Source organism: Pseudomonas nitroreducens TX1 (genome assembly GCF_000313755.1).
GTDB classification, from domain to species: Bacteria; Pseudomonadota; Gammaproteobacteria; order Pseudomonadales; family Pseudomonadaceae; genus Pseudomonas; species Pseudomonas nitroreducens_A.
Window position 1 is genome coordinate 1 of the sequence record NZ_AMZB01000099.1, and the last position, 13,615, is coordinate 13,615.

The 13,615-nt window shown below is 65.5% G+C and carries 12 protein-coding genes; 8 read left to right on the forward strand and 4 right to left on the reverse strand.

The features are described 5' to 3' along the window. From C167_RS34840 to C167_RS0109375, 5 genes are all read left to right on the forward strand, one after another. A partial coding sequence (locus tag C167_RS34840) for a hypothetical protein (RefSeq protein ID WP_200860138.1) occupies positions 1-160 on the forward strand: 160 nt, incomplete at its 5' end. Positions 161-373: 213 nt separating this feature from the next. After that, positions 374-2,038, forward strand: a complete 1,665-nt coding sequence (locus tag C167_RS0109360; protein ID WP_017518012.1) for an acyl-CoA synthetase — start codon at positions 374-376, stop codon at positions 2,036-2,038. A gap of 18 nt (positions 2,039-2,056) precedes the next feature. Further along, positions 2,057-2,827 carry a 3-hydroxyacyl-CoA dehydrogenase gene (locus C167_RS0109365; protein WP_017518013.1) on the forward strand — a complete coding sequence of 257 codons (771 nt, stop codon included), beginning with the start codon at positions 2,057-2,059 and terminating at the stop codon, positions 2,825-2,827. Positions 2,828-2,835: 8 nt separating this feature from the next. Continuing rightward, complete coding sequence (locus tag C167_RS0109370) at positions 2,836-4,026, forward strand: acetyl-CoA C-acyltransferase (RefSeq protein ID WP_085988842.1); 1,191 nt, start codon at positions 2,836-2,838, stop codon at positions 4,024-4,026. Between the two features lie 10 nt (positions 4,027-4,036). Next, positions 4,037-5,164 carry an acyl-CoA dehydrogenase family protein gene (locus C167_RS0109375; protein WP_017518015.1) on the forward strand — a complete coding sequence of 376 codons (1,128 nt, stop codon included), beginning with the start codon at positions 4,037-4,039 and terminating at the stop codon, positions 5,162-5,164. Between the two features lie 254 nt (positions 5,165-5,418). On the opposite strand, the gene C167_RS0109380 is transcribed toward C167_RS0109375, so the two are convergent. Then, positions 5,419-6,351, reverse strand: coding sequence for a LysR family transcriptional regulator (locus tag C167_RS0109380; protein ID WP_017518016.1), 933 nt, complete (start codon positions 6,349-6,351; stop codon positions 5,419-5,421). Positions 6,352-6,518: 167 nt separating this feature from the next. On the opposite strand from C167_RS0109380, the gene C167_RS0109385 reads away from it, so the two are divergent. Beyond that, positions 6,519-7,748, forward strand: coding sequence for an acyl-CoA dehydrogenase (locus C167_RS0109385; protein WP_017518017.1), 1,230 nt, complete (start codon positions 6,519-6,521; stop codon positions 7,746-7,748). A 161-nt stretch (positions 7,749-7,909) separates the two neighbouring features. On the opposite strand, the gene C167_RS0109390 is transcribed toward C167_RS0109385, so the two are convergent. The 3 genes from C167_RS0109390 to C167_RS0109400 form a co-directional block, all read right to left on the reverse strand. Beyond that, positions 7,910-8,110 (reverse strand): hypothetical protein, encoded by a 201-nt coding sequence (locus C167_RS0109390; RefSeq protein WP_017518018.1) that lies wholly within the window; start codon positions 8,108-8,110, stop codon positions 7,910-7,912. Further along, positions 8,076-9,119 (reverse strand): TerC family protein, encoded by a 1,044-nt coding sequence (locus C167_RS0109395; RefSeq protein ID WP_017518019.1) that lies wholly within the window; start codon positions 9,117-9,119, stop codon positions 8,076-8,078. Before C167_RS0109395 ends, C167_RS0109390 begins: the two co-directional genes overlap by 35 nt. Positions 9,120-9,320: 201 nt before the next feature. Further along, on the reverse strand, positions 9,321-10,703 hold the full coding sequence (locus C167_RS0109400; RefSeq protein WP_017518020.1) for a substrate-binding domain-containing protein: 1,383 nt from the start codon (positions 10,701-10,703) through the stop codon (positions 9,321-9,323). A 197-nt stretch (positions 10,704-10,900) separates the two neighbouring features. Between C167_RS0109400 and C167_RS0109405 the strand changes: the two genes are divergently transcribed. Beyond that, positions 10,901-11,143, forward strand: a complete 243-nt coding sequence (locus C167_RS0109405; RefSeq protein ID WP_017518021.1) for a hypothetical protein — start codon at positions 10,901-10,903, stop codon at positions 11,141-11,143. A gap of 142 nt (positions 11,144-11,285) precedes the next feature. Then, positions 11,286-13,493: a hypothetical protein gene (locus tag C167_RS33245; RefSeq protein WP_157791825.1), complete on the forward strand. Its 2,208-nt coding sequence runs from the start codon at positions 11,286-11,288 to the stop codon at positions 13,491-13,493. Positions 13,494-13,615 lie beyond the last annotated feature (122 nt).

The following is a 13,615-nucleotide window of genomic DNA, read 5'->3' on the forward strand; positions in this document are numbered from 1 at the left end:
ACAGAGCGCGGTGGCCGAGGAGATCAATCGCAACGTGGCGGGGATTCGTGACGTCACCGAATCGCTGTCCAGCCAGGCGCAGGAATCGGCGCAGGTCAGCCAGTCGCTGAACAAGCTGGCGAACCACCAGCAGGGGTTGATGGATCAGTTCAGGGTTTGATGCTTGCGGTTGGTGCTCGGGCTTTTCCCTCTCCCCAGCCCTCTCCCTTCAGGGAGAGGGTTAGGGAGAGGGCAGCCCGCGTACGGAACGCCCCAGTAGCACAACCGCTGTCCAATCCGCTCATCCAGATTGGCGGCTTTCGACATTGCCCGCGGGCCAGCGCAGCGGGAACATCAGGGGACTCCAGACAAGAACAAACCCAGGAGTTCCGCGATGCGTTCCCATACCACCGCCACGGCCGAGTTCGACTACCGCGCCACCGCCGACGCCGTCCTGGCCGGCAACCTCGATGCCCTCAATGCCTGCGTCGAATGCTGCGACCGCCACGCCATTCCCGGCCGCGTCGCGCTGTTCTGGGAGGGCAAGGATGGCGACAGCGCCTCCTATACCTTCACCCGGCTCAAGGAGCTCTCCGGCCGCTTCGCCAGCTTCCTCCACGGTCTGGGCGTGCGCCCCGGCGATGTGGTCTCCGGCATGCTGCCGCGTACCCCCGAACTGCTCATCGCCGTGCTCGGCACCTGGCGCCTGGGCGCGGTCTACCAGCCGCTGTTCACTGCCTTCGGGCCCAAGGCCATCGAACACCGGGTCAAGCTGGCCGGCAGCAAGGTGGTCGTCACTGACGGCGCCAACCGCGGCAAGCTCGACGAGGTGCCCGACGCCTTCGCGCGGGTGACGGTCGGTGGGCCGAAGGGGCAGGGCATCCGCCACGGCGACTACAGCTTCTGGGCCGAACTGGAGCATCATTCGCCGGACTTCGAACCTGTGTTGCGCAGCGGCGAAGACCCCTTCCTGCTGATGTTCACCTCCGGCACCACCGGGTTGGCCAAGCCGCTGGCCGTGCCGCTCAAGGCCATCGTCGCCTTCGTCGGCTACATGCGCGATGCGGTGGGCCTGCGCGAGGAGGATTCGTTCTGGAACCTCGCCGATCCGGGCTGGGCCTACGGTCTCTACTACGGCGTCACCGGTCCGTTGGCCATGGGGCACCCGATCACCTTCTACGAAGGTGCCTTCACTGTGGAGAGCACCTGCCGCATCGTGCGCAAGTACGGCATCACCAACCTGGCCGGCTCGCCCACCGCCTACCGCCTGCTGATCGCTGCCGGCGAGGCGGTGTCCAAACCGCTCAGGGGCCGTTTGCGCGCGGTGAGCAGCGCCGGCGAGCCGCTGACGCCGGAAGTGATCCGCTGGTTCGCCAGCGAGCTGGGTGTGACCATCCACGACCACTACGGCCAGACCGAGCTGGGCATGGTGCTGGCCAACCACCACGAGCTGGAACATCCGGTGCACCTGGGCGCCGCTGGCTTCTCCATCCCCGGCCACCGCGTGGTGGTATTGGATGAACAGGGCAACGAGTTGCCCGCTGGCCAGCCGGGCATCCTCGCCATGGATCGCAAGCATTCGCCGATGATGTGGTTCGCCGGCTACCAGGGCATGGAGACCAAGGCCTTCGTCGGTGATTACTACCTGAGCGGCGATACCGTAGAGCTGAACGCCGATGGCAGCATCAGCTTCGTCGGCCGCGCCGACGACCTGATCACCACCTCCGGCTACCGCGTTGGCCCATTCGACGTGGAGAGCGCACTGATCGAACACCCGGCGGTGATCGAGGCGGCGGTGATCGGCAAGCCCGATCCGGAACGCACCGAGCTGGTCAAGGCCTTCGTGGTGATCTGTTCGTCCTACCGGCCGGGCGCGGAGCTGGCCGAGGAACTACAACAGTACGTGCGTAAGCGACTGTCGGCGCACAGCTACCCGCGGGAAGTGGAGTTCGTCGAGGAACTGCCCAAGACCCCCAGCGGCAAGATCCAGCGCTTCCTCCTGCGCAACCAGGAGATCGCCAAGCAACGCGAAGCGGCCGAGAAAGTGGCGGCTCACTAAGTACAGCGGAGAGACTCCATGCAGATCCAGAACAAGGTATTCCTCATCACCGGCGGCGGTTCCGGCCTCGGCGCCGCCACCGCGAAGCTGCTGGTGAGCGCTGGCGCCAAGGTGGTGCTGGCGGACATCAACGCCGAAGCCGGCGCGGCCCAGGCTGCCGAGCTGGGCGAGGCGAATGCGCGCTTCATCCGTACCGATGTGTGCAGCGAAGCGGACGGCAAGGCCGCCGTACAACTCGCGGTGGACAGCTTCGGCGCGCTCCACGGCCTGGCCAACTGCGCGGGCGTGGCCCCGGCGGAAAAGGTCATCGGCCGCAACGGCGTGCACGGGCTGGAGAGCTTCACCCGCACCATCAACATCAACCTGATCGGCACCTTCAACATGCTGCGCCTGGCCGCCGAAGCCATGGCCCGCAACGAGCCTGACGCCGGTGGCGAGCGCGGCATCGTCATCAACACCGCCTCGGTCGCCGCCTTCGACGGGCAGATCGGCCAGGCCGCGTACTCCGCCTCCAAGAGCGCGGTGGTCGGCATGACCCTGCCCATCGCTCGCGAACTGGCGCGCTCGGGCATCCGCGTGATGACCATCGCCCCCGGCATCTTCGAGACGCCGATGATGGCCGCCATGCCCCAGGAAGTGCGCGATTCGCTCGGCGCCAGCGTGCCGTTCCCGCCGCGCCTGGGCCGCCCGGACGAATACGCCGCGCTGGCCCGCCACATCATCGAGAACAGCATGCTCAACGGCGAGGTGATCCGCCTCGACGGCGCCATCCGCATGGCCGCGAAGTAAGCAGGAGAATTGCCATGAACGATCCCATCGTCATCGTCAGTGCCACCCGTACTCCCATGGGCGGCTTCCTCGGCGACTTCAAGGATGTCACCGCCGCCACCCTCGGCGCAGCCGCGATCCGAGCGGCCGTCGAGCGCGCCCGTCTGGGCTCGGAAGAAGTGGATGAAGCCGTGCTCGGCTGCGTGCTCGCTGCCGGCCAGGGCCAGGCGCCGGCACGCCAGGCAGTGCTGGGCGCGGGCCTGGCGCGCGGTACGCCATGCTCCACGGTGAACAAGATGTGCGGCTCGGGCATGAAGGCCGCGATGATGGCCCACGACGCCATCCTCGCCGGCAGTGCCCGCGTCGCCCTGGCTGGCGGCATGGAGAGCATGTCCAACGCGCCGTACCTGCTGGAGCGCGCCCGCAGCGGCTACCGCATGGGACACGGTCGTGTGCTCGACCACATGTTCCTCGACGGCCTCGAAGACGCCTACGACAAGGGCCGCCTGATGGGCACCTTCGCCGAGGATTGCGCCGAGAAATACGGCTTCACCCGCGAGCAGCAAGATGCCTATGCGATCACCTCGCTGACCCGCGCGCAGAAGGCCATGGGCGAAGGCCGCTTCAAGGATGAGATCGTCGCGGTGACGGTCAAGTCCGGCAAGGAACTGCGTGCCATCAGTGAAGACGAGCAGCCGCCGAAGGCGAAGCTGGACAAGATTCCGACCCTGAAACCGGCCTTCCGCGAAGGCGGCACCGTGACGGCGGCCAACGCCAGCTCCATCTCCGACGGCGCCGCCGCGCTGGTGCTGATGCGCCTGTCCGAAGCCGAGAAACGCGGCTTGACGCCGCTGGCGGCGATCCGTGGCCATTCGTCCTACGCCGATGCGCCGAACCTGTTCCCGACCGCCCCGGTGGGCGCGGTGGAGCGCCTGATGCAACGCACCGGCTGGGCGGTCGGCGACGTCGACCTGTTCGAGGTCAACGAAGCCTTCGCCGTGGTTGCCATGGCCGCCATGCGCGACCTGAATATCCCCCACGAGAAGCTCAACGTCCACGGCGGCGCCTGCGCCCTCGGCCACCCCATCGGCGCCTCCGGCGCGCGGGTGATCGTGACCCTGCTGTCGGCACTCAAGCAGTACGACCTCAAGCGCGGCGTGGCCTCGGTGTGCATCGGCGGCGGCGAAGCCACGGCCATCGCGGTCGAGCGCCTGGCCTAAGGAGCGAGAGATGATTCCCAGCGAAGAAGATATCCAGATCCGAGACGTTGCCCGCCAGTTCGCCCAGGAGCGGCTCAGGCCTTTCGCCGCCGACTGGGACCGCGAGCACCGCTTTCCCGCTGAAGCACTGAAGGAAATGGCCGACCTCGGCTTCCTCGGCATGCTGGTGGCGGAAGAGTGGGGCGGCGCGCAGACCGGTCACCTGGCCTATGCCATGGCGCTGGAGGAAATCGCCGCCGGCGACGGCGCGTGCTCGACCATCATGAGCGTGCACAACTCGGTGGGCTGCATGCCCATCGCCAAGTTCGGCAACGACGAGCAGAAGCGCCAGTTCCTGGTGCCCCTGGCCCGTGGCGAGATGATCGGCGCCTTCGCCCTGACCGAACCGCAGGCCGGCTCCGACGCCAGCTTCCTGAAGACCCGCGCGCGCCGCGACGGCGACCACTACGTGCTGAACGGCAGCAAACAGTTCATCACCTCCGGCAAACATGCCGGCCTGGTGATCGTCTTTGCGGTGACCGATGCGGCGGCGGGCAAGAAGGGCATCAGCGCGTTCATCGTGCCCACCGACACCCCCGGCTACCGCGTGGTGCGCGTCGAGGACAAGCTCGGTCAGCACGCTTCCGATACCTGCCAGATCGCCTTCGACGACGTGTGCATTCCCGCCAGCTACCGGCTGGGCGAAGAGGGGCAGGGCTACGCCATCGCCCTGGCGAATCTGGAAGGCGGGCGCATCGGCATTGCCTCGCAAGCGGTCGGCATGGCCCGCGCGGCCTTCGAATATGCCCGCGACTACGCCCACGAGCGCGAGACCTTCGGCAAGCCGATCATCCAGCACCAGGCGGTGGCCTTCCGCTTGAGCGACATGGCGACCGAGATCGCGGTGGCGCGGCAGATGGTTCACCATGCCGCCAGCCTGCGCGAAGCCGGCCTGCCGTGCCTCACCGAAGCCTCCATGGCCAAGCTGTTCGCCTCGGAGATGGCCGAGCGCGTGTGCTCCGCGGCGATCCAGACCCTCGGTGGCTATGGCTATCTGCAGGACTACCCGGTTGAACGCATCTACCGCGACGTGCGCGTGTGCCAGATCTACGAAGGCACCAGCGACGTGCAGCGGCTGGTGATCGCGCGCAGCTTGTAAAGGGTTCGCCGGCAGACCCCGGCCTGTTCGTTGGACAGGCACTTCGGCAGTCCGGGGTCTGCGGGTGGCTTGTCAGGCTGCGCTGATTTGCTTTTCGTAGGAGCGAGCTTGCTCGCGAACGGTGCTCGCCGGTGATTCTGTGGCTGGGCGGTTCGCGAGCAGGCTCGCTCCTACAAGGTTGGCTGTGGCAAGTGGGCCAAACGCAGGATGGCGTGGATCGAAGCGATACCCATCGACCGGCACCGCCTGCTGCTTCAGGCGCGCTCCGCCGCCTCGCGCGCTTCCCGCGCCGTCACCTGCTGGCACAGCTCGATGATCTGCTCGCGCATCCAACGGTTGGCGGGGTCCTGGTCGGTGCTCTCGTGCCAGTACAGGTGGGTTTCCAGCTTGGGCACGTCGTTCACCGGCAGGTCGACGAAATGCAGGCCGTGGTGGCGGGCGAAGCGCTCGGGCACGGTGACCACCATGTCCGTCTGCTGCACCACGGTCGAAGCCATCAGGTAGTGCTGCGAGCGCAGGGCGATCTTGCGCTGCAGGCCCATCTTGCCCAGCGACAGGTCGACGTAGCCCAGGCCACTGCGGCGGCTGGAAATCTGGATGTGCGCCACCGACAGGTATTCCTCCAGCGTCACCTTGTCCTTGGCCAGCGGGTGGCCCTGGCGCATGGCGCAGACGTAGCGGTCCTCCATCAGCTTGACGTGGCGCACCTGCGGGTCGGTATTCAGCGGCGCGTCCACGGCGAAGTCCAGGCGGCCGGCGGCCAGTTCCTTGGTGGTCTCGCGGCGCTTGGAGAGGAAGCTTTCGATGTGCACGTTCGGCGCCAGGCGGCGCAAGCGCTGGAACAGCGGCGGCAGGACGATGGCCTCGGTGAGGTCGGTCATGCTGATGCGGTAGGTCTTGCTCGCCTGGGTCGGCGTGAAGGTGCGGCTTTCCTGCACCGAGACGCGCAGCAACTGCAGGGCGTTGCGCACCGGGCCGATGATGTTCTGCGCCATCGGCGTGGGCACCATGCCCTGGGCGGTCCGCACGAACAGCGGGTCGTTGAAGGTTTCACGCAGGCGGGCGAGGGCATTGGAGACGGCGGGCTGGGTAATACCAACGATCTGTCCGGCGCGGGTCAGGTTGGCTTCGGTGTAGATCGCGTCGAAGACGATGAACAGGTTCAGATCGACCTTGCTGAGGTTCATTCCAGGGCTCCCGCTTGTCATTGTTTTGGCCCGATCATACCCGAACCTGCGCTCAGGTCCATACGGGTTATGAATGTTCATTGATTCGGATAATAGGCTGGGTAAATGCCCTTGGCTGATCTAGCATCATCCCTACACAAACAACCGCCGCCAGAAGGTTAGCCCCCATGGATTTCGCTTATTCCGCCAAGGTTCAGGACCTGCGTGAACGCGTTACCGCGTTCATGGATGCCTATGTCTATCCCGCCGAGAAGGTGTTCGAGGAGCAAGTGGCCCAGGGTGACCGCTGGCAGCCCACGGCCATCATGGAAGAGCTCAAGGCCAAGGCCCGCGCCGAGGGCCTGTGGAACCTGTTCCTGCCCGAGTCCGAGCTGGGCGCCGGCCTGACCAACATGGAATACGCGCCGCTGGCGGAAATCATGGGCCGCTCGCTGATGGGGTCCGAGCCCTTCAACTGTTCCGCGCCGGACACCGGCAACATGGAAGTGCTGGTGCGTTATGGCACCGAAGAGCACAAGCGCACCTGGCTGGAGCCGCTGCTGCGCGGCGAGATCCGCTCCGCCTTCGCCATGACGGAGCCGGGCGTGGCTTCCTCGGATGCCACCAACATGGAAGCCAATGCGGTGCGCGAGGGTGACGAGTGGGTCATCAACGGTCGCAAGTGGTGGACCTCCGGCGCCTGCGACCCGCGCTGCAAGATCATGATCTTCATGGGCCTGACCAACCCGGACGCGCCGCGTCACCAGCAGCATTCGATGATCCTGGTTCCCACCGACACCCCCGGCGTGAAGATCCTCCGCCCGCTGCCGGTGTTCGGCTACGACGATGCCCCGCATGGCCATGCCGAAGTGCTCTTCGAGAACGTCCGTGTGCCCTACGAGAACGTGCTGCTCGGCGAAGGCCGCGGCTTCGAGATCGCCCAGGGGCGCCTCGGCCCGGGCCGTATCCACCACTGCATGCGCTCCATCGGCATGGCCGAGCGCGCACTGGAACTGATGTGCAAGCGCTCCGTCAGCCGCACTGCCTTCGGCAAGCCGCTGGCGCGCCTGGGCGGCAACATCGACCACATCGCCAACTCGCGCATCGAGATCAACCAGGCCCGCCTGCTGACCCTCAATGCCGCGTACATGATGGACACCGCCGGCAACAAGTTCGCCCAGAGCGAAATCGCCCAGATCAAGGTCGTGGCGCCCAACGTTGCCCTGCAGGTGATCGACCGCGCCATCCAGATGCACGGCGGCGCCGGTGTTTCCAACGACACGCCGCTGGCATACTTCTATGCCATGCAGCGCACCTTGCGCCTGGCCGACGGCCCGGACGAAGTGCACCGCGCGGCCATCGGCAAGTACGAGATCGGCAAGTATGTGCCGCGTGATGCACTGCGCAGCAGCCGCTGAGCCTAGGCAACCCGGAAAAAGGCCCGCTGATGCGGGCCTTTTTCATGGGCGCAGAGTCCGCTCCTGCGCTCGCCGTCGCCCGGAGCGCTCTTCGCAGGAGCGAGCTTGCTCGCGAACAGCACCTCCAACGAACAAGGCCAGCATGCGCTGGCCTTGTTCATTCATTGCGAAGGAGAGGGCTCCGGCCCCTCGGCCTTCGCCCGCTGCTCGATCAGCCACTGTCGCCGCGTATGCAGCTGGGCAGCGAAGGCGCGCGCGGCGGCCTCGTGGGGGAAACGCAGCGCACGGCGACCGAGGCGGACCTGCCAATAGGCCCGGCCGCGAAACTCAACGGCTTCGATCCTCACCTCCAGCGCTTGCATGGGTCCTCTCCTGGCTGACGATTTCCAGCGGCTCCTCGCTGGATCGGCGGGTCTTGAGCAAGGATAGCAGTATGCCACCTGCCAAAAGGCCGAAGGTTACGCCAAGCGACAGGGCGGCGGGAACCTTGCCGATGAATCCGTGCAGGAAAATCTTCGTGCCGATGAACACCAGCACCAACGCCAGGGCGTACTTCAGGTAGACGAAGCGGTGGATCATCGCCGCCAGCGAGAAGTAGAGGGCGCGCAGGCCGAGGATGGCGAAGATGTTCGAGGTGTAGACGATGAACGGGTCCTGGGTGATGGCGAAGATCGCCGGCACGCTGTCCACGGCGAACACCAGGTCGGCCAGTTCGATCAGGATCAACGCCAGGAACAGCGGGGTTGCATAGCGCACCAGCTTGCCCGAGGCATCCGGCATCTTCACGAAGAAGTGGTGCTGGTGAAGGGTGTCGGTCATGCGGATGTGCCTGCGCAGGAACTTCAGCACCGGGTTGTTGGCCAGGTCCGGCTCGGCTTCATGCTTGGCCAGCAGCATCTTCACGCCGCTGAACAGCAGGAAGGCGCCGAACACGTACATGATCCATTCGAATTCCTTCACCAGCGCCGCACCCAGGCCGATCATCAGCGCACGCATGACGATGGCGCCGAGGATGCCCCAGAACAGCACCTGGTGCTGGTAGCGGCGGGGGATGCCGAAGAAGCCGAAGATCATCGCCATGACGAACACGTTGTCCATGGACAGCGACTGTTCGACGAGGAAACCGGTGTAGTACTCCACCGCGCTGGTGGCACCGAACTCGTACCAGACCCAGCCACCGAAGGCCAGGCCGCAGGCGAAGTAGCCGGCGGAGAGCAGCAGGCTCTCGCGCACGCCGATCTCATGGTGATCGCGTTGCAGGACGCCCAGGTCGAGTACGAGCAGAAGAATGACGATGGCCAGGAAGGCCAGCCAGAACCAGGTGGCGGTTCCGAGGAATGGTTCGGTCAAAAAGGCGTGCAGAGCTGTCATGTGGCCCCTCCCTTAGTGTCGTTGTCGAAAAGTGACTCCGACATGGCGGTTGGCAACCGTCAGAGGGGCCCGGCGTCACTGGCGGGAAAATAACAGAGCCGATGTCTCAGGCAAGCAATGGAACGTAACAAGTTCCTACATCAATTCGGAATGAGGAATCAGCGCCTGATGACAGTCTAGACGCTGACTGGAAAGTATCGGTCAGTAAACCCAGACCTCGACACGACGGTTCTTCACCCGGCCATCGTTGTCATTGTTGGCCGCCACCGGCAGTGCGTCGCCCATGCCGCTGATCTCCCGGAACATGACGCCTTCCTTCGCCAGCTCACGGCGAACGGCCATGGCGCGTAGCTTGGACAGCAGCTCGGCGCGTGCGGGGTCCTGTTTCGGATCGCCGAAGCCCACCAGCACGGCCTGCTTGTTCATCTTGCCGTTCTGCTGCAGGTACGCCAGCAGGCGGTCGATATCGCGCTGGGCCTTGTTGTCCAGGGTGGCGCTGCCTTCGCGAAAGCGGAAGTTCACCGACAGCCGCTCGGCGTCACGGGCCAACGCCTGGTAGTTCTCCGGCATGCTGGCGCGTGGGGCCATCTTCACCGCCTGCACGCGCTGGCCGACGAAGCCACTGGCGCTGACCAGGGCCTGGCCCTTGTCACCCTGGGCAAACTGCAGCAGAGCACGGGCCCAGCGGTTCGGCTCCTCGGGCTTCATGTAGAGGAACAGGCGGCGCGACAGCGGATAGTCCTCGGTGGCGATCAGCGTGGGCGATGGTGGCATGGCCTGGGAGTCGCCGTCGGCGATGCGCAGCGCCTTGGCCTGCTGGATCGACGACAGGCCGACGAAGCCGATGCCTTGCGGGTCCTTGCTCACTTCGGCCGACAGCAGGTCGCTGGATTCGAAACGCTGGACTCCGCTCGCCAGTGCCTTGCCGTGACTCGCAAGGACAAGCTCCTTGAAGGTATCGAAGGTGCCCGAGTTGTCGTCGCGGGAATACAGGCGGATGGCACCGCCGCGCCCGCCGATTTCCTCCCAGGTCTTCACCTCCCCGGCGAAGATTTTCGCCAGCGTATCGGTGGTCAGTTCGTCCAGTGGGTTGGCCGCATTGACGATGATTGCCAGGCCGTCGATGCCGATGACCTGTTCGGCCTTGGCGCTGCGCAGGTTGCCTGACGCCGACAGGCCCGCGACTTCGGCGTCCTTGATTGGCCGCGAGGCGGTGGCCAGCTCGGCAGTGTTGTCCTTCAGGGCGACGAAACCGGTGCTGGAGCCGTGGGCTGCCAGGTCGACGATGGCCTCCTTGCCGTCGGCAGTGCGACCGATGATGCGCTGTTCGTTCTCTGCCTTGCCCGGCCTGGCGCTGACGTCGCTGTAGCCCTCGCTGACCAGCAGTCCCTTCACCAGTTCAGGCAGCAGGTGCGCACCGATGGTGTTGGAGCCCTGAATACGCAATACCGGTTCACCACCCTGTGATGAGGGCAGGGCGGCGAATGCCGACCATGGGAACGCATAGCAGATGAAGGCGATGGTGAGCCAGGCGATGGTGACGGGCCAGGGTTGGGCATCGCTGGGGCTCGACGTGTACTGCATGGGTCAACTTCCATTTGAGGCATCGTTGGCGCGGCAGATTAAGTCGGAATCATTGCATCGATGTGACGCCTCGCGGCAGCGCAGTGCGCTGTGTCCCCGCTTCAGACATGGCTGGTGGATTGCAGGAGAATTCCGATTTCGCTGCCCTTGGGCCAGGGCTATACCGGACGCTCGAATTGCCTGCGCCGGAGAAGGAAATGGACGAGATTCTCGATTTTGCCTCGGTCCTCATGAAGCTTGTGGTCATCCTGCTGGTTGCGCTGATGGCGGGCTCCCTCGTCATGGCGCCGGAACGGGCAGCTGCGTCGGCGCCTTCGATGCTCATGCTGGTGGTCCCGTTGTTCGTTCTGGTGACGCTGCTGGATTGCGCCGGTGTGGTGCGGCGTTTCTCCGTGGCTCGCGCGGCCAGGAGGAACCCGGCCCGTTCGAGCCACGACTGAACCACCCCGGTAGCAGGCGGAAGCAACTGGGCACTGATGATTGATGGGAAAAACCTCCTGGCGCATCAGGAAAGCCTGATAACGCCGGAATGCCGGCCAAGCGAAACTTGCGCCGTTTCAACGTCCCCGTCGGAAAGTGATCATGACCCAACTCCATAGCGCGCCAGCCACGTCTGGTTCCGAGCATCGTGTCAAACCGACCGCCCTGGCCCTGCACGTCGCATCCGCCGCTTCCTGGGGACGTCCTTGGCGGCGCCGTGCATTGAGCCTGCCATCCCTGCGGATACTGACCTTCCATGGCGTCAAGCTGCCGTTGCAGCCGTTGCGCTCCTGGCTGCACCTGTTGTCCCGCGCCGGGATGCTGGGCGTATGCCCGCCGGAGGCGGCGAGCGTCCTGAGACGCCCGGAAGAGGATGACGAGGACACACCGGCGCGGATCGAGGACCTGGGCTTCGAACTGGCCACCGAGATGATCCTCGATTTTGCCAGTTTCGCCCGCCAGTCGAGGCTCAACAGCGCCGACGAGGAGGCGAAAGCGGAGACCGCCGAAAACGACGAGCCGCCGGTCATGGCCGAAGCGCAAGAGGCCGTCGCGCCGAAGGTTGTGCAAGAAGCAGAGGAACATTCCGAATCGCCGGCAGTGACATCGCCCGAATCCGTGGCGCCGGTCGAGCTGCCAGTGCCCGTGGAAATGGCGACTGCATCCGAGCAGCCCGAGGAAGAAGCGGACGAGCCGCAACTGGAAGTGCACCATGACGATAGGCTGGAAATGGAAGTGCCCGTGGTAACGACAGCAATTGAACCTGAGCAGGCGTCCCTCGCCGATGCGTTGTCGGTTTCCGCGCAACAAGTAATGGACATTGCGGAGGCCACCTTGCCGCAAACTCTGGTCGAGGAGGCCGCCGAACCGCTGCCAGAGACGGTGCAGGAGGTCTTCGAGGAACGGATAGTGGATGTTCCGCTGGTTGTCGCGGAGAGCGCGATCGACCATCAGCCGGAGCCGGAGCCGGAGCCGGAGCCGGAGCCGGAGCCGGAGCCGGTCATGCAGGCGCCGGAATTCGTCGCCCCGCCCATCGTCGTCAGCAGTGTGCGTATCGGCCGGAAGCCGGCGGCACGAGCGCCCCATTCCGTGGCACCGGAGCCGGTTGACATGCCTGCGGCGGTTGAGGAAAGCCGTCCCCCGGCCGCAATGGCCCTCGAGCAACCCCTCACGGAAATGCCGGCGGAGCCCGAAGCAGCGGAAGCCGGCGCGCTGGATACCCTCCCGGTGAGCGAGCCCCACATCGAGGCGGTTGCCGAACCGACGCTGCCTGAAACGCCTGACGCCGGACCGAGTGCCGAGGTGGAAAGCCACGCAGCGGTCATGCACTGGGAGCCGGTGCAGCCGTACCAGCAATCTGAGCAGGACACGGCCGACACGCCAGTGTTCGACCCCGCCCGGACCGCGTCCGGCGCCGAGGAGTTCGGCTTCGGGCCGATGATTGCGGATCTCGAAGACGCCCTGGCCGTGCTGGCCGCGGTCAATGCTGTCCATGACGAGGCGCCCGTCGCGCGGGGCGAGCCGGCCGTGGCAGCGGACAACACTTCCGAACCCCTTGCCGAGGTCCGCCGGACCGGCCACAGCATCCCCGAAGCGGCGGCGCTTCAGGGAATCTTTATCCAGAAGGAAACTGAAATGACCGAAATGCGCGATGAGTCGATCGAAGTCGAGGCCCAGAACACTGCGCCTATCACTTCGGTGGAGTTGCAGGAAGTGGCGGCCACGCTGAGCGTGCCGCAGCTCGAGGCTGATCCCGACGATGTCCTGTCCGACGTACAGAGCACGCTGAACTCCCTGGCAGGCATGGCCCAGGGTCTTACCCAGCAAAAGCAGGCGGCCGGCCGCCTGCAGGAAGAGCTGGAGGAGTGGAACGCCCAGTTGCAGGAACGCGAACGACTGGCGGCGGACAAGGAGGAGCGTCTGCAACAGTTGGAAAACCATCTCAAGGAAGCCAAGACCAACCTGGACCGCATGACTGCCGAGAACAATCGCCTGCTGGCCGAGCGCAGCGAAGCCCTCAAGGAACTGGCCCAGACCGTCGACCTGCGCGACAAGACCACCATCAAGCGTGCCGAGGCGATCCAACTGGAGCAGCAGCGCATCGACGAACAGGCCGCCAATTTGCGCAACCGCGCCAGCGAGCTGGACGAGCGGGAAAGCGCGCTCAAGCGCAAGAGCGAGGAACTGTCGGTCCGGCTCAAGCAACTGCAGAGCGCCAAGGACAAGTTCAGCGCCATCGTGAAGAGCTTCAACGAGACGGTGCAGTTCAACAGCACCCTGTCCGCCATTTCCAAGACGGTCAACGAATGACCGGAACGGCTGGCGCGTCGCTCGACGCGCGGGTCGAAGAACACCTGCCGCAGAAGGGCGCTGGCGCAACGGGCGCTGCCGAGACATGGACTTCCGGCTTCGTCGGTTGCGCCGGCGGCGTA

Coding starts and splice junctions, on each gene's coding strand:
- C167_RS33245 (WP_157791825.1), top strand. CDS start 11,286: ATGACCCAACTCCATAGCGCGCCAGCCACGTCTGGTTCCGAGCATCGT.
- C167_RS0109390 (WP_017518018.1), bottom strand. CDS start 8,110: ATGCAAGCGCTGGAGGTGAGGATCGAAGCCGTTGAGTTTCGCGGCCGG.
- C167_RS0109375 (WP_017518015.1), top strand. CDS start 4,037: ATGATTCCCAGCGAAGAAGATATCCAGATCCGAGACGTTGCCCGCCAG.
- C167_RS0109385 (WP_017518017.1), top strand. CDS start 6,519: ATGGATTTCGCTTATTCCGCCAAGGTTCAGGACCTGCGTGAACGCGTT.
- C167_RS0109365 (WP_017518013.1), top strand. CDS start 2,057: ATGCAGATCCAGAACAAGGTATTCCTCATCACCGGCGGCGGTTCCGGC.
- C167_RS0109405 (WP_017518021.1), top strand. CDS start 10,901: ATGGACGAGATTCTCGATTTTGCCTCGGTCCTCATGAAGCTTGTGGTC.
- C167_RS0109395 (WP_017518019.1), bottom strand. CDS start 9,119: ATGACAGCTCTGCACGCCTTTTTGACCGAACCATTCCTCGGAACCGCC.
- C167_RS0109360 (WP_017518012.1), top strand. CDS start 374: ATGCGTTCCCATACCACCGCCACGGCCGAGTTCGACTACCGCGCCACC.
- C167_RS0109400 (WP_017518020.1), bottom strand. CDS start 10,703: ATGCAGTACACGTCGAGCCCCAGCGATGCCCAACCCTGGCCCGTCACC.
- C167_RS0109380 (WP_017518016.1), bottom strand. CDS start 6,351: ATGAACCTCAGCAAGGTCGATCTGAACCTGTTCATCGTCTTCGACGCG.